Origin of the sequence: Winogradskyella damuponensis (assembly GCF_039538385.1) — a bacterium.
Lineage (GTDB): Bacteria > Bacteroidota > Bacteroidia > Flavobacteriales > Flavobacteriaceae > Winogradskyella > Winogradskyella damuponensis.
Map to the genome: position 1 here is coordinate 254,012 of NZ_BAABCB010000002.1, position 21,291 is coordinate 275,302.

18 protein-coding genes and 2 tRNA genes are annotated in these 21,291 nt (G+C 32.3%); 12 read left to right on the forward strand and 8 right to left on the reverse strand.

Annotated features, from left to right (window positions below; translation table 11 throughout):
- The first annotated feature begins 95 nt into the window (after positions 1-95).
- The 4 genes from ABD730_RS01195 (at position 96) to ABD730_RS01210 (ending at position 2,980) form a co-directional block, all read left to right on the forward strand.
- Positions 96-1,205: an OmpH/Skp family outer membrane protein gene (locus ABD730_RS01195; RefSeq protein WP_334467880.1), complete on the forward strand. Its 1,110-nt coding sequence runs from the start codon at positions 96-98 to the stop codon at positions 1,203-1,205.
- A gap of 46 nt (positions 1,206-1,251) precedes the next feature.
- On the forward strand, positions 1,252-1,752 hold the full coding sequence (locus tag ABD730_RS01200) for an OmpH/Skp family outer membrane protein (protein WP_334467878.1): 501 nt from the start codon (positions 1,252-1,254) through the stop codon (positions 1,750-1,752).
- A gap of 67 nt (positions 1,753-1,819) precedes the next feature.
- Positions 1,820-2,599 carry a glutamate racemase gene (murI, locus tag ABD730_RS01205; RefSeq protein ID WP_344711991.1) on the forward strand — a complete coding sequence of 260 codons (780 nt, stop codon included), beginning with the start codon at positions 1,820-1,822 and terminating at the stop codon, positions 2,597-2,599.
- Positions 2,600-2,632: 33 nt separating this feature from the next.
- A complete protein-coding gene (locus ABD730_RS01210) occupies positions 2,633-2,980 on the forward strand; it encodes a GTPase (protein WP_344711993.1) in 348 nt (115 codons plus the stop codon).
- A gap of 36 nt (positions 2,981-3,016) precedes the next feature.
- Here ABD730_RS01210 and ABD730_RS01215 read toward each other — a convergent pair whose 3' ends face one another.
- The 5 genes from ABD730_RS01215 to ABD730_RS01235 form a co-directional block, all read right to left on the reverse strand.
- Positions 3,017-3,532, reverse strand: coding sequence for a gamma carbonic anhydrase family protein (locus tag ABD730_RS01215; RefSeq protein WP_344711995.1), 516 nt, complete (start codon positions 3,530-3,532; stop codon positions 3,017-3,019).
- 129 nt (positions 3,533-3,661) lie between these two features.
- Positions 3,662-3,856: a 30S ribosomal protein S21 gene (rpsU, locus tag ABD730_RS01220; RefSeq protein ID WP_195871527.1), complete on the reverse strand. Its 195-nt coding sequence runs from the start codon at positions 3,854-3,856 to the stop codon at positions 3,662-3,664.
- Positions 3,857-3,957: 101 nt separating this feature from the next.
- Positions 3,958-4,821 (reverse strand): sigma-70 family RNA polymerase sigma factor, encoded by an 864-nt coding sequence (locus tag ABD730_RS01225; RefSeq protein ID WP_215928363.1) that lies wholly within the window; start codon positions 4,819-4,821, stop codon positions 3,958-3,960.
- Positions 4,822-4,936: 115 nt separating this feature from the next.
- Positions 4,937-7,597, reverse strand: a complete 2,661-nt coding sequence (locus ABD730_RS01230; RefSeq protein WP_344712001.1) for an AsmA-like C-terminal region-containing protein — start codon at positions 7,595-7,597, stop codon at positions 4,937-4,939.
- A gap of 110 nt (positions 7,598-7,707) precedes the next feature.
- Positions 7,708-8,412 carry a queuosine precursor transporter gene (locus ABD730_RS01235; protein WP_334467866.1) on the reverse strand — a complete coding sequence of 235 codons (705 nt, stop codon included), beginning with the start codon at positions 8,410-8,412 and terminating at the stop codon, positions 7,708-7,710.
- A gap of 71 nt (positions 8,413-8,483) precedes the next feature.
- Here ABD730_RS01235 and folK point away from each other — a divergent pair, with 71 nt between their 5' ends.
- A complete protein-coding gene (folK, locus tag ABD730_RS01240) occupies positions 8,484-9,632 on the forward strand; it encodes a 2-amino-4-hydroxy-6-hydroxymethyldihydropteridine diphosphokinase (protein ID WP_344712004.1) in 1,149 nt (382 codons plus the stop codon).
- 51 nt (positions 9,633-9,683) lie between these two features.
- On the opposite strand, the gene ABD730_RS01245 is transcribed toward folK, so the two are convergent.
- Positions 9,684-10,298 carry a class I SAM-dependent methyltransferase gene (locus tag ABD730_RS01245; protein ID WP_344712318.1) on the reverse strand — a complete coding sequence of 205 codons (615 nt, stop codon included), beginning with the start codon at positions 10,296-10,298 and terminating at the stop codon, positions 9,684-9,686.
- Between the two features lie 39 nt (positions 10,299-10,337).
- The gene (locus ABD730_RS01250) at positions 10,338-10,874 is read right to left on the reverse strand and encodes an RNA methyltransferase (protein WP_334467862.1); all 537 of its coding nucleotides are present in this window, start codon (positions 10,872-10,874) and stop codon (positions 10,338-10,340) included.
- 312 nt (positions 10,875-11,186) lie between these two features.
- Here ABD730_RS01250 and mutS point away from each other — a divergent pair, with 312 nt between their 5' ends.
- The 4 genes from mutS (at position 11,187) to ABD730_RS01270 (ending at position 15,243) form a co-directional block, all read left to right on the forward strand.
- A complete protein-coding gene (gene mutS / locus ABD730_RS01255) occupies positions 11,187-13,799 on the forward strand; it encodes a DNA mismatch repair protein MutS (RefSeq protein WP_344712006.1) in 2,613 nt (870 codons plus the stop codon).
- Between the two features lie 95 nt (positions 13,800-13,894).
- Positions 13,895-13,966: transfer RNA gene (locus tag ABD730_RS01260), tRNA-Gly, on the forward strand.
- Between the two features lie 46 nt (positions 13,967-14,012).
- A tRNA-Leu gene (locus ABD730_RS01265) sits at positions 14,013-14,096 on the forward strand.
- Between the two features lie 142 nt (positions 14,097-14,238).
- A complete protein-coding gene (locus tag ABD730_RS01270) occupies positions 14,239-15,243 on the forward strand; it encodes a LacI family DNA-binding transcriptional regulator (RefSeq protein ID WP_334467859.1) in 1,005 nt (334 codons plus the stop codon).
- Positions 15,244-15,309: 66 nt separating this feature from the next.
- Here ABD730_RS01270 and ABD730_RS01275 read toward each other — a convergent pair whose 3' ends face one another.
- Complete coding sequence (locus tag ABD730_RS01275) at positions 15,310-15,756, reverse strand: hypothetical protein (protein WP_334467857.1); 447 nt, start codon at positions 15,754-15,756, stop codon at positions 15,310-15,312.
- A 351-nt stretch (positions 15,757-16,107) separates the two neighbouring features.
- Between ABD730_RS01275 and ABD730_RS01280 the strand changes: the two genes are divergently transcribed.
- From ABD730_RS01280 to ABD730_RS01290, 3 genes are all read left to right on the forward strand, one after another.
- On the forward strand, positions 16,108-16,695 hold the full coding sequence (locus tag ABD730_RS01280) for an RNA polymerase sigma factor (RefSeq protein ID WP_344712008.1): 588 nt from the start codon (positions 16,108-16,110) through the stop codon (positions 16,693-16,695).
- A gap of 117 nt (positions 16,696-16,812) precedes the next feature.
- Complete coding sequence (locus ABD730_RS01285; protein WP_334467852.1) at positions 16,813-17,871, forward strand: FecR family protein; 1,059 nt, start codon at positions 16,813-16,815, stop codon at positions 17,869-17,871.
- Positions 17,872-17,991: 120 nt separating this feature from the next.
- Entirely contained in the window at positions 17,992-21,291 is a 3,300-nt protein-coding gene (locus ABD730_RS01290) for a TonB-dependent receptor (RefSeq protein WP_344712010.1), read from the forward strand.

The window sequence follows — 21,291 nt, forward strand, 5'->3', positions numbered from 1 at the left end:
TAAGAATATATTTCGTTAAATTTGATGATTAGTAATACTAAAATGATAACACATTTGGTTTTACAAGTAAAATGTCTCAAAATACAAAAACAAAAATGATGAAATTTAAAGTTCTTTTTTTACTAGCAACAATAAGCCTGTTGAGCTTTACTGCAAATGCCCAGCGTGGAGTAAGAATAGGTTATATAGATACAGAATACATTTTACAAAACGTACCTGAATACCAACAAGCCTCTACGCAGTTAGATAAAAAGGTGAAAGATTGGAAATCTGAAATAGAAACAAAATTAAGAGCCATAGAACAAAAGAAATCAGAGCTTGATAATGAACGTGTCCTTTTAACTAAAGAATTATACGATGAGCGTTTTGAGGATATTTCTTTTGAAGAAGCTGAAATTTTAGATTATCAACAAAAGCGTTTTGGACCAGATGGAGATTTAATGATTCAAAAGCGTCAGTTAATAGAACCTATACAAGATCAAATTTTTGCAGCAGTGCAAGATATCGCAGAAACTGGAAAGTATGATTTTGTATTTGATAAATCAGCAGATGTTGTGATGTTGTATTCTGCAGAACGTTATGATATTAGTGAGCGTGTACTGCAAACAATTACAAGAACATCTAAAAGATCACAAGCTAAAAATAAAAAAGAGCGCAAGGCATTAGAAGATGAAGCGGTTGTGCCAGTTGTAGGAGGAGGAGACAAGGATGCTCGTCAACAAGCATTAGAGGATCGTAAAGCTAAACGTGAAGAAGAATTGGCAGCTAAACGTGCAGAACGTGAGAAAGCAGCAGAGGATAGAAAAAAAGCACAAGAAGCATTACGCGACGCTAAAAAGAAAGAGGCAGAAGAGCGCCGTCAAAAGGCCATAGAAGCAAGAAATAATAAATCTGCTTCTACTTCTGATAAAGCTACAGCAAAAGATTCTACAGCAAGTGCGAGACCAATTGTAAAAACAGATAGTACAAAAGCTAAAGGTGCTGTTAAAAAAGACTCAATAAGCTCTAAAAAGCCTAAAACAGCTGCGGAAATAGCAGAAGCACAACGCCTTAATAAAATAAAAGAAAGAGAAGCACGTCAGAAAGCTTTAGCAGATAGAAAAAATAAAATTTTAGAAGAACGTAAAAAAGCACGTGAAGAGCGAGAAAGACAAGTAAAAAGACTAGATTCTATCGCTAAATCCAAGAAAAACGGAGACAACTAGAAGTAAACAATTAATAATTTATAACACACAAATACAATTTAGAAAAATGAAACATTTAAAAACTTTATTATTTGCATCGGTACTTTTTATAGGAGCTACAAGTCTTACAGCTGCTCAAAGTCAAATTGCTCATATTAATAAGCAAGAATTAATTAAATCTATGCCAGCTTATACCCAAGCACAAATAGATATTGAAAAGATGGGTAAAACTTATGAAGCTGAAATTCAAAATTCACTTAAAGAGTTAGATAAAAAATTAAAGCAATATACAGCAGAAGAGCCTACAAAGACTAATGAAGAGAATCAAGCACGTATGCAAGAGGTTGAAGGTATCAAGCAGAGCTTAGGAGAATACCAACAACAAGCTCAAAAAAGCTTACAAGAAAAAGAATTTAATCTTTTAAAGCCTATCGTTGAAAAAGCAGACAATGCGATTAAAGCTGTGGCTAAAGCACAAGGATTTCAATATGTTGTAGATTCTGCAATGTTAATTGTAGCAGATGGTAAAGACCTTATGGCAGATGTTAAAAAACAATTAGGAATGTAATCCTAATTAAAAAAAATAAACATTTAGAAAGTCGCTTATTAATAAGCGACTTTTTATTTTTGTATACATGAGTAAAAAAAGCATTGGTATATTTGATTCGGGTATTGGAGGTACATCTATCTTCAAGGAGATTTATACGCTTTTACCAAATGAAAATTACATCTATTTAGCCGATAGTAAAAATGCACCTTACGGGAATAAAACAAGCCAAGACATTCTCAAGCTAAGTATTAAAAATACCGAATATCTTATAAGTAAAGGTTGTAAAATCATTATTGTGGCTTGTAATACAGCTACAACAAATGCCATCTCTTATCTAAGAAAAAACTACAGCATTCCTTTTATTGGTATAGAACCGGCAATAAAACCAGCAGCTCTAAATACTAAAACTAAGGTCATAGGTATTTTAGCAACAAAAGGAACTTTAAGTAGTCAGCTTTTTCACCAAACAACAGATTTATATACTAATGGAATAAAAGTGATTGAGCAAGTAGGTGAAGGTATTGTGCCATTAATAGAATCGGGTAAGCTAGACTCGATTGAAATGCAGGTATTGCTAGAGGCCTATTTAAAACCGATGTTAGAGCAAAATATTGATTACTTGGTTCTAGGCTGCACACATTATCCGTACCTTATTCCTATGCTCTCTAAAATGCTTCCAGAGCACATAAAAATTATTGATTCGGGTTTGGCGGTAGCAAAACAGACACAAACAATTTTATCGGATAAAAACTTATTAAACAATTCTGAGTTAAATCCAGCGATACAGTTATTTTCTAACGGTAATGTGGCAGTTTTAAATTCAATTTTAAACCAACAATTTAATGCGACTTATTTAGATTTTTAGTAAGGTTTCCTTTTTAAAGTATACTAATCTATTATGAAATTACTATTTGTTTATAATGCTAAATCAGGGGCGTTAAATGCATTGTTTGATGCAGGACATAAGCTTTTTAGTCCTTCAACCTATAAATGTAGTTTGTGTGCTTTGACACATGATGCATTTACAGAAAATACAATTTGGAAGAACTTTAGGTCAGAAAATCATTTTAAAATGGAATTTTATCATAAAGATGAGTTTGAAGCAAAATTTCCTAGTGTAAAAATGATGTATCCAACCATTCTTAAGTTAGAAGGTCATGAGCTAACAACGGTTTTAAATCCAGATGTCTTAAAAGAGATTTCAAATGTTGAAGGCTTAATTGAACGCTTAAAACGAGAGGTTTAATATAGATAAGGTGTTCAGCTTTTTAGACGCTCAAAATTACTCCTTAAACCAACTTGAATATTCTACATAGTTATTAGCGATTCTATCAATTTCATCTGAAATTAATTCTTTGCTAATGTCCTTTACTTTTTTTGCAGGTACTCCAGCATAGATGCTTCCAGATTCTACAATGGTATTTTTAGTTAATACAGCACCTGCAGCGACAATACTATTGCTTTCAACAATACAATCGTCCATAATAATACTTCCCATACCAATAAGCACATTATCTTTTATAGTACAACCATGCACTATGGCATTATGACCTATAGATACATTATTACCAATGGTTGTTGGTGATTTTTTATATGTTGCATGAATCACTGCACCATCTTGTATATTTACCTTGTTGCCCATTTTTATAAAATGTACATCACCTCGGATTACGGCGTTAAACCATACGCTACATTCTTTTCCCATAGAAACTTCTCCAACAATAGTTGCATTTTCTGCTACGTAGCAATCTTTTGGAATTTGTGGATGTTTTCCTTTAACAGGTTTTATAATTGGCATAATTTAGTTTTATATTATAAGTTATAAAGGCTTTAAGATAAAATGAAAAATTAAGATATGCAGGATTTATTGCATAAAAAAAGAGCAGCATTATGCTACTCTTTAATATTATCTTATAGAAATATATATCTATATATCTTCAGCGTCTCTCAAACCTTGAATGTATTCAGCTTTCTGAATCTCTCTTCTTCTTTTTACAGAAGGTTTAGTGAAATAACGAGATTCTCTAAGGTTTTGCATAATTTGCACATTTCTGTGTTTACGCTTGTAACGCTTAAGTGCACGTTCTATATTTTCTCCTTCTTTGATTTCGATTTTAATCATTTATCGATATATTTTTGTTAACTAATTCTTGCAAATGGTCGGCAAATATATGCTAACTATTTGAAAATAAAAAATTAATTCAACGTTTTAGATATTTATTTTTAACCTAGGTATGTTTTTAAGATTTTACTCTTACTTGCATGTCTTAATCTTCTAATACCTTTTTCCCTGATTTGTCTTACACGTTCACGTGTTAAATCGTAAATACTTCCAATTTCTTCAAGGGTCATTGGTGGTTGATCTCCGATTCCAAAATTTAAACGAATCACATCACTTTCCTTTTGAGTTAGTGTTTCTAGAGCACGTTCAACTTCTGTGTTTAAAGACTCTTTCATTAAATCTCTATCAGGTCTTGGTGATTCACCAGAACTTACGACATCATATAAACTAAATGTTTCTCCATCTTTTAATGGAGCATCCATTGAGAGGTGACGACCAGAGTTTTTCATAGATTGCTTTACTTCACGAACACTAATATCCAATTCGCGGGCAACTTCTTCTGCATTTGGTGGCCTTTGGTGAAGCTGTTCTAAATGAGAGAAAGCTTTATTAATCTTATTAATTGTGCCAATTTTATTTAATGGTAATCTTACAATACGCGATTGCTCTGCTAATGCTTGTAATATCGCTTGTCTAATCCACCATACAGCATAAGAAATAAATTTAAAACCTCTTGTTTCATCAAAACGCTTTGCGGCTTTTACTAAACCAGCATTACCTTCATTAATTAAATCTGGTAATTTTAAACCTTGATTTTGGTATTGTTTAGCAACTGAAACCACAAACCTAAGATTGGCTGTCGTTAATTTGTCTAAAGCTGCTTGATCACCTTTTTTTATAAGCTGTGCTAATTCCACTTCTTCATCAGCAGTAATCAACGGAATTTTACTTATATCTTGTAAATATTTATCTAAAGATTTGTCTTCTCTGTTGGTAACCTGCTTGGTGATTTTTAACTGCCTCATATATCCTTTTAAAATTTAGTGAACCTTCAATGTAATCTAATAATTAAGAATTCCAAACAATTAGGTTATTATTAACAGGTTTTAACGAAAAATAGCTATTTTAACCGTTGAACGGTTAATTTTTGGTTGAATCTGTCGCTTTTTTGTTACTTGTTTTTTTCTTTCCGCCTAATAGTCCACCCAAAATATTACCTACTCCTTCTTTAACTTTGTCTTCAGTAGATGACTTTGTTGTATCTTCTTTTGTTGATGTAGAATCGGTTTTTGTAGGCGTTGAGTTTCCTCCTAAAAGGCCACCTAATAAATCTGTAACCTTATCTTTTCCTTTTCCTATTAATTTTTGTTTTTCAATTTCAATTAATTGATTGGTTAAGTTGGTAACACCAGATGTTAAATCGGTTTTAATATTAGGGCTTGCAAATGTGCCACCAATACTAGCTGTTATTGGAACCGTTAGATTATTGACTTCATTGTCATTAATTTTTCCAATCAAACGATTGACTTCACTTCCTAAATATTTAGCTGGTACTTGTAAAACAGCACTGTAGTTCATTGTATTTGAAAAGCTATGAGAACCAGAGACTTCAATAGGAATGTCTTTATAATTAATAGTGAATGGTTTTACAGAAACTTGTCCGTTTTCAAAACTTAAATTCGTTTTAATGTCTTTTAAATCTAGTTTGTTAAAATCAATAAAATCTAATTTGCTATCTAAGCTTGTTAGTAAAGGACTATTGCTTGTATCTACTTTATCTGTTAAAATTTCAGCCAAAGCATTACCAGACATTGTTGTTAAATCTGGAGAGAAGCTTTCGTCTAAAAAACCGCTAATATCAATGGTAGAATTTAATTTTCCTTGCAATACATTAGCAATTGGTGCCAAGGCTTTTAGCATTTCTAAATCTTTGAAGGATTGTGATATGTCAAAGTTTTGCATGCCTAATTTCATATCAAAACTTGGCTTTGCAGATTTAGTAGATACATTACCAGAAATCCCTAATTGACCGTTAAAAATATCTGTGGTCATATTTTTTAAATTCGCATTTTGGTCTTTAATTAATAGTTGCCCTTTTACGTTTTTTAGATTTAGATTGTCATAAATTACTGTTTTAGCATTGGCTGTAATAGTGCAATCTAAAAATGCAGGAATTTTAAGAGATTCTGTTTCAGAGGTTGTTTTATTAGAGGTTTCACTAGCTGTTTCATCTTCTACCATAAAATCTGAAATGGCAAACGTATTAGAATTAACATTAAAGTTACCTTCTAATTTTTTATCGCTTAAAAGAAAACCTAGTAAATTGGTAATAGTTCCTGTAGCTGAAAAATCACTCTGTCCCGTTAAAGCATCAAAACTATTTAAGCTTACAGTTCCTGGTTTAAACGTTAAATCTGCTTTATTGATTTGTATCGGATTTACAATGTCCTCAGAAGAAAATACAAAATTAGATAACGAAACGCTACCAACATTTTTAATGCGTTGGTAAGCATTTGTTTCAATGGCGTTCATATCAAAAGAAGTGCTGACATTTCCTTTTAAGATACCGCTAAGTTCATTCTCTAATTCAATAGGGTAAGCTTTAGTGATGTTTGCTAAATTTAAAACGCCATCTAATTTGGCAGCAACCAATATGTTTTTTGTGAGGTTTTTAATAGAAGCTTCAGATTTAAATACATCTTCATCAATTTGAAAATTCAGTTTATTAATGTTTACAAATGTGTCGTCTATATTACCTGTTGTGTTTTTTACCGAAGCGTCAATCGCAATATTTCGGACGCTTTTGGGGAGGTCAGGAAATTTAAATGATGCATTACTGGAATTTAAATTAATATCTAAGGTTGGTATTGTTTCTTCTGAAACTAATCCTTTAACAATTCCGTTTACGGTAAAATTCCCAGTAGTGCTTACGTTTTCAATATCCTTAGCATAAGCTTTAGGAATAACAGCTAAAAAATCTTTGAAGGATGCTTCAGGGTTTTTAAACGTAATGTCAATTTGTTGTCCAGCTTCAACCAACTGCACAAAACCATCAAATTCTAAGGGTAAGGCATTGATGTAGGCTTTGTTTTCTTTGAAGGTGTATTTCTGTTGTTCTAAATCTAAATCGATGAGTGCGTCTAGCTTAATGCTATTATTGCTTAAGTATTCAGTGCTGTCCATAGCAAAGGTGACATTAGCTTCTGTGTTTGTGTCTAGTTCCGACTTGCCTCCAGAAAATATACCTGTTCCTTTATGGTTAATTTCTGTAAGGTAAAATGCCATATTAGATGTGTCATCAATATAGGTAAAAGCACTGTTGTTAAGTTCGTAGTTGTCAATATCAAAACTAAAACCGCTTGAAGCTTCGGTGTCTACAGGTGCCGCATCTGTTTCATTTTCCTTTACAATGTCATAATTTACAGCACCAGTTTTATTAGTTTTTAAAATAAGAAGTAGCTCGTTGGCTATTATTTCATTAACCTCTAGAGGTTCTTCCGTGCCTTTCAATAATTGCATAACTCCCATTTCAAAAGACAATGATTTTGCTGTAGCTAAGGTTTCTCCTTCAAAAGGAGCGCGGTTGGTGATTTTTAAATTGTCTACACTAATTTCGGCTTTAGGAAAACTACTGATAAGGCTTAGGCTAATATCGTCAAAAGTTAGTTCGGCATTTAAGTTTTCATCAGCATAGTTTTGAACAATGGCATCTATTTTAGACTCTAAGACAAAAGGTATTGCAATAAGAATCGCAATAAAAAGTAGTAAAATGATTCCGACAATTTTGAGGACTTTCTTCATAATTAGTATTTGTAAGTTTTAAATAGCTTCTTTAGTTATATACGCAAAATTCCGTATAAAAGTTGCTAATTTCGGTAAGTTTAAGAAGATTTTAATGTTTTGTTTAGCGGTTATAATAAATTTATTTCCTCATTTACCTTTAGCTTAAAACGCTTTCTGAATAAATAGACGCCTAAATATAAAAAAGGCGTGTCTAATAATGCGATTAATACTTTGAAAATAAAGCCGCTAATGAGTAATCCTGGAAAATTTGCCCAATCTATAATGCCAAATGAACAGAGTAAAAACACAATAGTAAAGGTGTCTATAAATTGAGAAAACCATGTCGAGAAATTATTACGTAACCAAAGGTGTTTGCCTTTGGTTAATCGTTTCCAGAAATGATAGATTTGAATATCTACAAACTGAGCAAATAAATAGGTCACCATACTAGCAAAAACAGCAAGCGACGTGTTCCCAAAGACTTTGTTAAACATGGTGTCATTAACATAAGACCAATTTGTAGCAGGTACACTTGACGCTGTATAGATAATTAATAAGGAAAATAGTGAAGCAAAAATACCAACCACCACAATGTCGTTAGCACGTTTTTTACCATAAATCTCACTAATTAAATCTGTAATTAAAAATGTAATGGGATAGGGTAAAATACCAACAGAAATCTCAAATAATTTAGAACCAAAAATCTCAACATCAAAAGGATGCCAATAAAAGAATTTTTGAAATATTAGGTTTGAAACGACGAGCGAAGTGATAAAAAGTCCTCCAAGTAAGAAGTAGATACGTTGGGCTAAAAGCTTGTCTTTTAATGACATTAAAAATGGTTAATAAATAGTTTAGGTAAAGCTAAAGTAATAAAATTTGTTTTAGTTATTTTGTTGCTTCGATGAAACCAACCAAAACCATCCATATAGCATTAGGGAGTAACAAAGGCAATAAATTGCAGTATTTGCAATCTGCTATTGATGCTATTTTTGAACGTATTGGTGCGGTTAAAAAGATTTCTAAAGTATATAAAACGCCAGCTTTTGGTTTTGAAGGTGACGATTTTTTTAATGCCTGTATTACGGTTGAAACAGAATTAAGGCCTAAGAGCGTCTTAAAATTATTACAAGAGATTGAACTTAAGTTGGGTAGAGCTGCTAAAACTACCAGTGGTTATGAATCTCGCGAAATAGATTTAGATATTCTGTTTTTTGAAGACGAAATTCTTGAAGAAAAAAACTTAATCATTCCGCATCCACAATTACAACATCGTACATTTGTTTTACAGCCACTGCTTGATATCGCTAAAGATTTTAAGCATCCGGTTTTAAATACTTCAATCGAAGCATTATTAGGTCAGTGTGTAGATAATTCAGAGATAGAACACGTTAATATTTGGCTAAAGAATCCAAGGAAAGTTTACACCTTTAATAATTATAATTATTTAGCAATTGAAGGTAATATTGGAGCCGGAAAAACAAGTTTGGCTAATAAAATTTCTAAAGACTTTAATGCTAAACTAATATTAGAGCGTTTTGCTGATAATCCGTTTTTACCAAAATTCTACAAAGAGCCAGAACGTTATGCCTTTACCTTGGAAATGTCTTTTTTGGCAGACCGTTATCAACAAATTAGTGATGATTTATCACAATTAGATTTGTTTAAGGATTTTATGGTTAGTGATTATGATGTAAATAAGTCGCTTATTTTCTCTAAAGTAACCTTGCCAGAAGATGAATTCCGTTTATATCGTAAATTGTTTTATCAAGTTTACAAAGATATTGCAAAGCCCGATTTGTACGTTTACTTATATCAAAATACTGAACGTTTACAGGCTAATATTAAAAAACGAGGCCGTAATTACGAAAAGGATATCAAAGACGATTATCTAGAAAAAATAAATACAGGTTATCTTGAGTTTTTAAAAAGTCAACCTGATATGAATGTGAAAATCATTGATGTTTCAGATAAGGATTTTGTTAAGCATCGTGCGGATTATTTGTGGTTGTTGGGAGAGATTAATGAGTCTTCAGTAAGCAGCAAGCAGTAAGTAGTAGGCCGTTGGTTCTGTTGTTCTTAGTTTTGTTTGGTGTGGAACTTCTTATAGTCTATAAAGCGTAGTCTTAATTATACCTTTATTGTTATCTAAAGTAATTTGTGAAAGTTTTTGTGCTTCAACAATTTTCAAATTAAAAGGAGCTTCCAGTAGATTAACACCACTATTTTTTTTAATCCTAATACCTTGTCCTGAAATAATATCTATGTTAGGTGTAAAATTTCCAACGGGTAAGTGTTCTGTCAGAATCAGATATTTATAATGTGAGAGTTTTTTAATGATTTTTTGAATTTCAGTATTAGATAAGTGTTGTAACACCTGTCTTAAAATAACACAGTCGGTTTTTGGTAATTCATCTTCAACAATATTAAGGCAATGAAATTCTAAATTTTCGGCTTTAAATAGGGTTTTGTTTCTTTCAATTAAATTTTCAACGATATCAATTCCAATATACTTTTTAGTATAATTAATGAGTTGCTTTCCAGTATTAAAATCACCACAACCTAAATCGCAAACAGAAAGAGAGTTGTTATGCGATTTTAAAAACGTAGAAACACTATGAAGGTAAGGTTCAACAATTTTAATGTTATGAGAGCCATCACCTGAGTAAAAGTCAAAGTCTTTTCCACCCCAAAGATGCAGGTCATAGACTTGCTGCATGGCATCTTTTGTGGGCCAAGGTGTTTTTGGTTTCAATTATTACAGCGCTTTTAATTTACTGAACACATCCCAAATTACAACACCACAACTCACCGAAATATTTAAGGAGTGCTTGGTGCCATATTGCGGAATTTCAATCACCAGATCACTAGCGTCAACTACGTTTTGGTCAACACCTTTTACTTCATTACCAAATACAAAGGCATATTTTTCATTAGGTTGAGGTTTAAAATCATTGAGCATAGTTGCGTTTTCGGCTTGTTCAATAGAACAGATGTTTACGTTTTCTGCTTTTAATTTTTCAATAACATCTATAGTGTGTTCTGCATATGCCCAATCTACAGTTTCAGTACTTCCTAAAGCAGTTTTTCTAATGTCGTTATGCGGAGGCTGTGCGGTGATGCCACAGAGATAAATTTTCTCAATTAAAAAAGCATCGCTAGTTCTAAATACAGAACCGATATTGTTAAGACTTCTAATATTATCTAAAATAATAATGATAGGCGTCTTTTTAGCGTCTTTAAATTCTGAAACGTCTAGTCTATCTAATTCTTCGTTTTTTAGTTTTCTTTTCAACTGTACTTAATTTTTTTAATTAAATTTTGAAACACCCCTAAAGTCCCCTCACCTCAAGGGGACAGTCTCACTGTTGCGGTTAAAAAAATCTGAAAGATATTTTTAACAATTGTCCCCTTGAGGGGTGTTTTTTTATTCTACGAGACCAATAAAGTTTTTAAAACCAGCTAGGTCAGTTGGCACTCCGTTATCAACACTTGTAAATAACTTCTAGTTTTTGAGCTTCAATAAACCTCAAAATATAAGTAATTTAGCAAACTTGCAATTCTGAAATAATTCAGTACAAAAGTATAATTTAAAACGCGATTACCATTGGCTAAAAAGGCAAAAAAAGTAACACCATTAATGAAACAGTATAATGCCATCAAGGTTAAATATCCTGATGCACTTTTACTGTTTAGAGTAGGCGATTTTTACGAAACTTTTGGTAGTGACGCTGTAAAAGCATCAAAGATTTTAGATATTATTTTAACCAAACGTGGTGCAGGCAGCGAAAGCGAAACAGAATTAGCTGGTTTTCCACATCATTCTTTAAATACGTATTTGCCAAAATTAGTTAAGGCAGGAGAGCGTGTTGCAATTTGCGACCAATTAGAAGATCCAAAACAAACTAAGACCATTGTAAAACGAGGAGTTACAGAGTTGGTGACGCCAGGTGTAGCCTTTAATGATGATATTCTACATTCTAAGTCTAATAACTTTTTAGCAGCCGTTTATTTTGAAAAACAACGTATAGGTATATCGTTTTTAGATATTTCAACAGGAGAGTTTTTAACCTCTCAAGGTAATGCGGAATACATTGATAAGCTACTTCAGAATTTTAATCCAAGTGAGGTTTTAATTTCAAAACAAAGTCGAAAAGTATTTTCTGAAACCTTTGGAAACGATTTTCATACCTTTTATTTGGAAGATTGGGTGTTTCAAGCCGATTATGCCAATGAAACATTAACCAAACATTTTAATACGAAGACCTTAAAAGGATTTGGTATTGAAGATTTGTATGAAGGGATTATTGCTTCAGGCGTTGTACTTCATTATTTAAGTGAAACACGTCATAATAAGTTAGAGCATATTGCAACCATTTCTAGAATTGCAACAGATGATTATGTCTGGATGGATAAATTTACCATTAGAAATTTAGAGTTGTATAATTCTACTAATGCCAATGCGGTGACGTTAATCAATATTATTGATAAAACGATTTCGGCAATGGGAGGACGAACCTTAAAACGTTGGTTGGCATTGCCTTTAAAACATGCTGAAAAAATAAAGCAACGCCACGAAGTGGTGAAGTATTTGTTAGAAAATGAAACCGTACTTCAAGATATTCAAGGTCAAATAAAGCATATAGGAGATATTGAACGTCTTATTTCAAAAATAGCAACGACTAAAGTGAGTCCGCGGGAAGTAATTCAGCTAAAAAATTCTTTGGATGCTATTGTGCCTATTAAATCGGTTGCTGAAACTTGTGAGAACGAAGCTTTAAAGGTATTAGGAGATAATTTACATCGCTGCGATTTATTACGTGAAAAAATAAAGGAGACTTTAAACGAAGAGGCACCAGTAAACATTTTAAAAGGAAGTTCAATTGCTGCAGGTTTTTCTGAAGAGTTAGATGAGCTGAGAGGTTTATCTCAATCAGGAAAAACCTATTTAGATAATATGCTGAAGCGCGAAAGTGAGCGTACAGGAATTACCTCTTTAAAAATAGCGTCAAACAATGTTTTTGGCTATTATATTGAAGTTAGAAATTCGCATAAAGATAAAGTTCCAGAAGAATGGATTCGTAAGCAAACCTTAGTGAATGCGGAACGTTACATTACAGAAGAGCTTAAAGAATACGAGGCAAAGATTTTAGGCGCAGAAGAACGCATCTTGGCTATTGAACAACAATTATTTGCCGATTTAGTAACGTGGATGCATCAATTTATTATTTCGGTGCAGCAAAATGCGCAACTTATTGGGCAATTAGACTGTTTATGTGGTTTTGCAAGTTTAGCTAAGTCTAATAAATATGTGTACCCACAAATTGATGACAGCTACGATTTAGAGATAAAAGATGGTCGTCATCCAGTTATTGAAAAGCAATTGCCAATAGGTGAGCCATATATTGCTAATGATTTATTTTTAGATAGAGCGTCGCAACAAATCATTATGATTACGGGGCCTAATATGTCGGGTAAATCGGCTATTTTAAGGCAAACGGCTTTAATTGTGTTATTAGCGCAAATAGGAAGTTTTGTGCCAGCAGGTGAAGCTAGAATTGGTTTGGTAGATAAGATTTTTACGCGCGTAGGAGCTAGTGATAATATTTCAATGGGAGAATCTACCTTTATGGTAGAAATGAATGAAACGGCTTCTATTCTGAATAATATTTCGGATCGTAGTTTGGTGTTGTTAGATGAAATAGGAAGAGGAACAAGTACCTATGATGGTATTTCTATCGCTTGGGCTATTAGCGAATACTTACATGAGCATCCATCTAAGCCTAAAACACTTTTTGCAACGCATTATCACGAGTTAAATGAAATGACAGAAACGTTTGGTCGCATTAAAAATTTCAACGTTGCAGTAAAAGAATTAGAAGACAATGTACTTTTTGTTAGAAAATTGGTTGAAGGAGGAAGCGAACATAGTTTTGGAATTCATGTGGCAAAAATGGCAGGAATGCCTCAACAAGTCATTAGACGTGCCAATAAAATTTTATCTAAATTAGAGAAGTCACACTCAAGTGAAGAGCTCACGGATAAGGTAAAAAGTATTAAAGACGATTTGCAATTAAGTTTCTTTAATCTCGATGATCCTCTTTTAGTGGAGATTAAGGATGAAATTTTGCATACAGATATTGATACATTAACACCTGTTGAAGCTTTAATGAAACTCAATGAAATTAAGCGAATGTTGCTAAAGAAAAAGCAAGCGTAAAAAAAAATAAAAAATTTTCAAAAAAGGCTTTGCATTTAGAATTTAAATTTTAAATTTGCATCCGCTTTTGAAGCGAAAAAGTTCATTTAAAAATTGCGAAAGTAGCTCAGGGGTAGAGCATCACCTTGCCAAGGTGGAGGTCGTGGGTTCAAATCCCATCTTTCGCTCTGATGATATAAAAATACCAATTTGATTACAGTCTGTAATCAAGATGCTGAAGTGGTGGAATTGGTAGACACGTTGGACTTAAAATCCAATGTCCATTAGGACGTACGGGTTCAAGTCCCGTCTTCAGTACAGATGAAAAGTCGAAACGAAAGTTTCGACTTTTTTTGTTTTAAAAAATAGCCAAAAACAATCTTGATTTGCCTCTATTGCAAAATAAATTTTGAAAAAGAGTATTTTGGTTATACCTTTTTCTTTTAAAATAGAACTATTTATGACAACACTCAAAGAATTAGCCGCACTTTTAAATATTTCCGTATCTACGGTTTCAAAGGCGTTAAATGATAGTCATGAAATTAGTGAAAAAACAAGAATACGTGTTAAGGAATTAGCAACGAAACTTAATTATAAGCCCAATAGAATAGCACAACAGCTTAAAAATAATACATCTAAAACTATAGGTGTAATACTTCCAACAGTTACAAATCCTTTTTTTGCTGAAGTTTTACATGGTATTGAAATGGCAGCAACAAATAATAATTATGATATTATCGTTTGTCTTTCTAATGAAACCTTACATAAAGAAAAACGAAGCCTTAGCTTATTGTCTAATGGAAGTGTTGATGGATTTATAATTGCTGTAGCAAGAGAAAGTCAAGTAAAAAATCAGACAGATCATATAGAAGCTATTATAAAAAGTAAGATTCCTGTTTTAATGTTTGATCGGGTGGTTAATGGTATTGAGTGTAATAAGGTAATTGTAGATGATTTTCAATCGGTATATGAAGCTACTAAACATTTAATAGTTAACGAAAAACGTAAGAACATTCTTTTGGTTAGTAATATTGAAGAACTTAGTGTTGGTCAGCTCAGAATAAGTGGGTACTCAAAAGCTTTAGAGGATTATAAGTTAACACCTAATATTTTAAAGTTAGATAACGCCGTTGATATTGAGGTTGAAAAGAAAATATATGCATATTTAAAGGACAATACATCTATAGATGCTATTCTGTCTATAGATCATATTACTGGGATTGTAGCAATTAATATGGCTAAAAGATTGGGGAAAGAAATTCCAAAAGATTTATCTGTAGTGGGATTTGGTTATGATCATACCCAGTTATTATCAAGTCCTAAAATTTCAATTATTCACCAAAAAGCACATAAAATTGGAGAAATGTCTACTAAGTTGTTAATAGATAGCGTTAAAGATCAAACTCTTAAAACGCAGACTATTGTTGTTCCAAGCGAACTTAAATTAAGCGAGTCTACAAAGTAAATTTTAAAATAAGGCACAAAAAAAGCCTGATTTTTATCAGGCTCTTCTTATGGGTTTAAAAGGATATTAGTTTCCTTTAACTTTATCTGCAGCTTTGTTTACAGCATCAGTACCAGTCTTTTTAGCTTTGTCAACTGCATTTGCACCAGCTTCTTTAGCACCATCAACGGCATCTTTAGCAGCATCTTTAACGTTGTCAACAGCATCACCAGCAGCATCTTTTGCGCTATCTACTGCATTACCTGCGGCATCTGTCGCGTTGTCTACTGCATCACCTGCAGCGTCTGTAGCGTCGTTCACGCCATCTTCTATAGCATCACCGGCATCTTCTAAAGCGTCACCAGCATCATCAACAGCATCTTCAATTGCGTCACCAGCATCTTCTAATGCATCTCCTGTAGCGTCAGCAGCGTTTTCTACTGCATCTTCAGCCTTATCAGCAGTTTCTCTACAAGATGTAAATGACAATCCTAATACAGCAACAAGTGCTAAACTTAATACAACTTTTTTCATTTTAATAGTTTTAGTGTTAATTTATGTTAATGCACGAAAATAGCAATTTAAGCGAATTAATAATATAATTTGCCGATTTTTTCGACGCGCATCTGTGCTATATACGTTTAGATTATTGGTTTTGGACTTTTTTTAGATAAATTTTTACAAATTTGTGTGACAGAACTCTTCCGTTAGTTGATATTTTAATAATTTTTTATTTGTACTTCTTTAAAATAGAATACCTTCAATGTTTTAGAGTTTAAGTTGTCAATAGGAAATGGCAGTTATTGTAAAATCTTTGATTTATAATTGAAACTTTATAATTTTAATGAAAACACAACTTTTTAACCCAATAAAGCTTACTTAATATTGAAATTAAATAAAGATACCGACCTTATATTGTGGGCACAGCTTAAAGATGGTGATATTGATGCTCTAGGAGGTTTGTACGACTTGTTTATTGATGAGTTATTTAGTTATGGTGTGCAGTTTTGTGCAGATAGGACTGTTGTAATGGATAGTATTCACGATGTGTTTTTAAATCTTTATAAGTACAGAAAAAAGTTAGCCAATACAGATCAGGTAAAGTATTATTTATTTAGATCGTTAAAAAATCAAATTATAAGTTCTTTAAAAGGAGAGCTTTTAGATCAGGCTTTTATGTTTAATGATGATGTGTATATCAATAAATATTCAAACTCTATTGAAGAAGAAATTATAGAAACAGAATTTAATAACGAGCAAACCTATAAATTATCTAAAGCTATAAATTCACTTAGTAAAAAACAACGTAAAGGCTTGTTTCTAAGATTTACAGAAGAACGCGATTACGAAGAGATTGCTCAAATTATGAATGTTTCAGTTCAAACTTCACGAACCTTAGTGTATAGAGCAATTAAAACGCTAAGAAAGAATATGTTAGTTGGGGTGTTTTGTATTCTTAAAACATTTTTTTAAAATTTCTTATATTTTTTTGTCTATGGATTGCCTATTCTCTACTTATTAAGGTAAAGAAGCTATAAATATTTATATAAACTCAAAGATAGCTTTAGCCTCAATAAGTCGTACAAGAGAATGAAAGATAATAAATCTAATATCAATTTTAGTCAGATTTCTAAGGAAGAGAAATCTAAATTAAAGCACAGAATAGAACGTTCTGTGTACACTTATGCTCAAAAAAGGCGTATAAAAAAGTATGCCTTTCGATTTGCAGCTGCGTCAATACTATTGCTAGTTTCTATAGGAATTTTTAATCATCAAAATCAAACGGATTCACCAATTGAAAGTTTCGTTAATTCTTCAACAAGTGATCATCAGACCAATGAAGTACAACTGATATTAAACGACAATAAAAACATTGAAATAACAGATGAAAATTTAGAAATAATCTATTCTAATAATGGTGAAAATGTAGCTATCGGAAAATCAAAATCTGTAAATCAAAAACTTGAAGAATCAAAAGAAATGGTCTTCAATACTCTAATTGTGCCTTACGGAAAACGCTCAGAAATTGTATTGTCTGACGGCACTAAAGTGTGGATTAACTCTGGTTCTAAATTAATATTTCCTGCAACATTTTTAAAGGGAAATAGAGAGGTGTACCTTGAAGGAGAAGCAATTTTTGATGTAACACATAATAAGCATCAACCTTTTATTGTAAAATCAAAAAATCAAGATATTGAAGTTTTAGGAACCGTTTTTAACGTGAGTAATTATGACGATGATGATGCTGTTTTTACCATACTTAAAAGTGGAAGTATAAATCTTCATTATAAGAATACTAATTTGTTGTCTTCTCAAAGTGAATTAAAAATTACACCAAATACACTGGCTACCTATCATAAAGAAGCAAAAACGATTCATACTGAAACAGTAGATGTCGAAACTTATTTTTCTTGGCGAGATGGTGTTTTTATCTTTAAAAATGATGCTTTAAAAACGATAATGAAAAAGCTGTCGCGTTATTACAATGTTGAAATTTCTATCACTGATAAAGACTTAGCGAACCAAACATTTTCGGGATATTTAGATGTGAATCAAGATTTAGAACATGTAATGCAAATCATTAAAGAAGCAGAATCTTCTCAATTCAATTATCAATTAACAACCAATAAAAAACTAATTATTAACTAAAAACCAAACGATTTGAAGTAAAACCGAACCAAAAAAACTAGAAGATGCGCCAACATCCTCTAGCTAAAAAAAATCAATACAACTGTATTAAACAGCAATATTAACCACTAAAACAAAATTATGAATAAAAACGAGAACCTTTATGCTTTGCGAAGCGTAAAATCTTTAAGATACAATTTGGTAAATATTATGAGAGTCTTTCTACTATTAATAACCATTGGTCTGAGTTCTGCTTTTGCAAATACTACAATTGCACAGACAAAAATAGATGTAAACGTAAAGAACGTAACGTTAGAGGAACTATTTAGGGATATACAGAGTAAAAGTGAATTTATATTTTTTTACAAAGACAATGTTCTAAAATATAATGTGACCTTAAATGTGAAAAATACATCTGTTACTACCATTTTAGATTCAGCACTTAAAGGTACCAATCTTACTTATAAAGTAAACGACAGACAAATAGTTGTTAAGGAAAATCTTAGTAGCTTAGACCAAGGACGTCACATAAAAACAAACCAACAAGAAAAAACCATTACAGGTAAAGTTCTTGACGATACTGGTAATCCTTTAATGGGCGCTACAGTTCAAGTCAAAGGCACAAATATTGGTGTTGCTACAGATTTTGATGGTCATTTTAGCTTAACAGTTTCAGAAAACACAACAACTATTGTGATTTCGTATTTAGGTTTTGCTACTCAAGAAATTGATATTACCGATAAAACCACAGTTGAGGTAAAAATGATAGCAGATAGTGCTGCCTTAGATGAGATTGTTATTATTGGCTATGGTTCAGAACAAAAATCATTATTGAGTGATGCCGTGTCTTCTATTAAATCCAGTTCAGTTAAGGATTTACCAATTCCTTCTGTAGATGGTCTTCTTCAAGGTCAGGCCGCAGGTGTACAAGTGCAACAAAATTCAGGAACACCAGGCGGAGAAATGTCGGTAAGAATTCGTGGATTAAGTTCAATTAGTGGCTCTAATCAACCACTTTATATTATTGATGGTATTCCCGTAACTTCAGGAGATTTTGGTCGTATTGGTTATTCTGGTCAAGGGGCAAGTGCGCTTTCAGATTTAAACCCAAGTGATATTGAATCTATAAGTGTTTTAAAAGATGCGTCTGCAACTGCTATTTACGGAGCTAGAGGGTCTAATGGTATTGTATTAATTACTACAAAACGTGGTAAGGAACAAAAATCTGTAGTTAGTGTTAATGTATATTCTGGTGTGCAACAAGCATGGAATAAATTAGATATGTTAAACGCTAGAGAATGGATGGAATACAGAAACGATTTGGCTGGAACAACTGTTTTTACTCCAGAAGATATAGCTAATAACACTATAGATACCGATTGGCAAGACGTTATTTTTAGAACAGCTTCTATTAATAGTTATGAAGCTTCTGCAAGAGGAGGTTCCGAAAAAACACAATATTTTATTAGCGGAACATATTTAGAACAGGAAGGCATTTTAATAGGAACAGATTATCAACGTGTTAATGCACGTGTTAATGTCGATCATCAATTGTCAGATAAAGTTAAAATAGGAACAAGTATAGGTTTAACACATGCTAAAACAAATCGAGTTGAAAGCGATCAAACCTTACATGGTCCATTACCAAACGGTATTTCTACTCCTGCCATTTATTCGGTTTATAACGAAGATGGTTCTTACAACCAAAGTGGACCTTATTCTAATGCCGTGTCAATTGCAAACGAAGCCATCAATCAAAATTTTTCATACAGAACAAACTCTAATGTGTATTTAGATTGGGATATTATTGAAGATTTAACTTTTACCACAAAATGGGGAGTAGATTTTTTAAATTTTAGAGAACATGCTTATGAATCTACAAAAACAGTTCAAGGAGCAAAGTATAATGGCTTAGGATTTGAAACGTATTCTAATGTGTCTAACATTGTATCAAATAACCTTTTAAAATATAAAAAGAAATTTAATAAACATAAATTAGAAGCTTTGGTTGGTTATTCATTTGAAAAATACCAATACAGATCATCTTTTATTCGAGGTCAAGATTTTGCCGATGATAATTTAGAATATATTAGTTCGGCAGCAACAATTGTATCCGCTACAGCTAATGCGTCAGACGAAGGTATAAGATCGTATTTAGGGCGATTAAATTATAATTACGATGATAAATATATTGCTTCTATTACAGGTCGTTTTGATACTTCTACAAAATTTGGTGAGAATAACAGAACCGGATTTTTCCCTGCAGCTTCATTAGCGTGGAGAGTAATTCAAGAAGATTTTTTACAAGATCAAGATCTTATTTCAGATTTAAAATTAAGAGTGAGTTATGGACTTACAGGAAACGATGATATCAGTCCGTTTTTATTCTCAGAGCTATACGGAAACACCTCTTATGACGGTCAGCCAGCAATTTACCCAAGCAATATTCCTAACCCAGATTTAAAATGGGAAAGTACAGCACAATTTAATGTTGGTATTAATGTAGGTTTGTTTGAAGACAGAATTACATTAACTGCCGATTACTACAATAAACAGACCAACGATTTATTATTAAGTAGACCTTTACCATCAAGTTCAGGGTTTTCTTCAATAACCGAAAATGTAGGTAAAGTAGAAAATAAAGGTATTGAGTTATCTATAGCAACACAAAATTTTATTGGAGAAGATTTTACATGGAATACGCAATTCAATATTTCAGGTAACAGAAATAAAGTGTTAGAGCTTTATAACAATCAACCAATTGATGATATTGGTCGAGGTGGAAATAGAATTATGGAAGGGCAGCCTATTGGTATTTTCTATAGTTATAAGTCTTTAGGTGTAGATCCTTCAACAGGAGATATTGTTTATGCAGATACTAATTTTGATGGTGAGATTACTTCAGATGACAGAACAATTGTAGGTAATCCGCATCCCGATTTTATTTATGGTATAACCAATACATTCACTTATAAAGGTTTTGATGCTTCAATATTCTTACAAGGATCTTATGGAAACGATGTGTTTAATGGTTCTAGATTATTCTTAGAGTCTTTACAAGGTGGAGATAATCAAGTTGCAGATATAACAAGGCGTTGGCAGCAACCAGGTGATATTACTGATATTCCTAGAGCAACAACAGATCCTATTGCATCTGCACAGAACAAACGTGTGTCGTCTCGATTTATTGAAGACGGTTCTTATTTAAGAGTAAAAAACGTAACCATTGGATATACGTTAGACAAAAGCATTATGGAAAAAACCATGTTTTCTAGTCTACGAGTATATGCAAGTGCACAAAATTTATTCACGTTTACCAATTATTCTGGCTTAGATCCAGAAGTGAATTATAGAGGTGATGATAACTCTGTTATAGGAACAGATTTCTTTACCTATCCACAAGCGCAAGTATTCACATTAGGTGTTAATTTAAAATTTTAA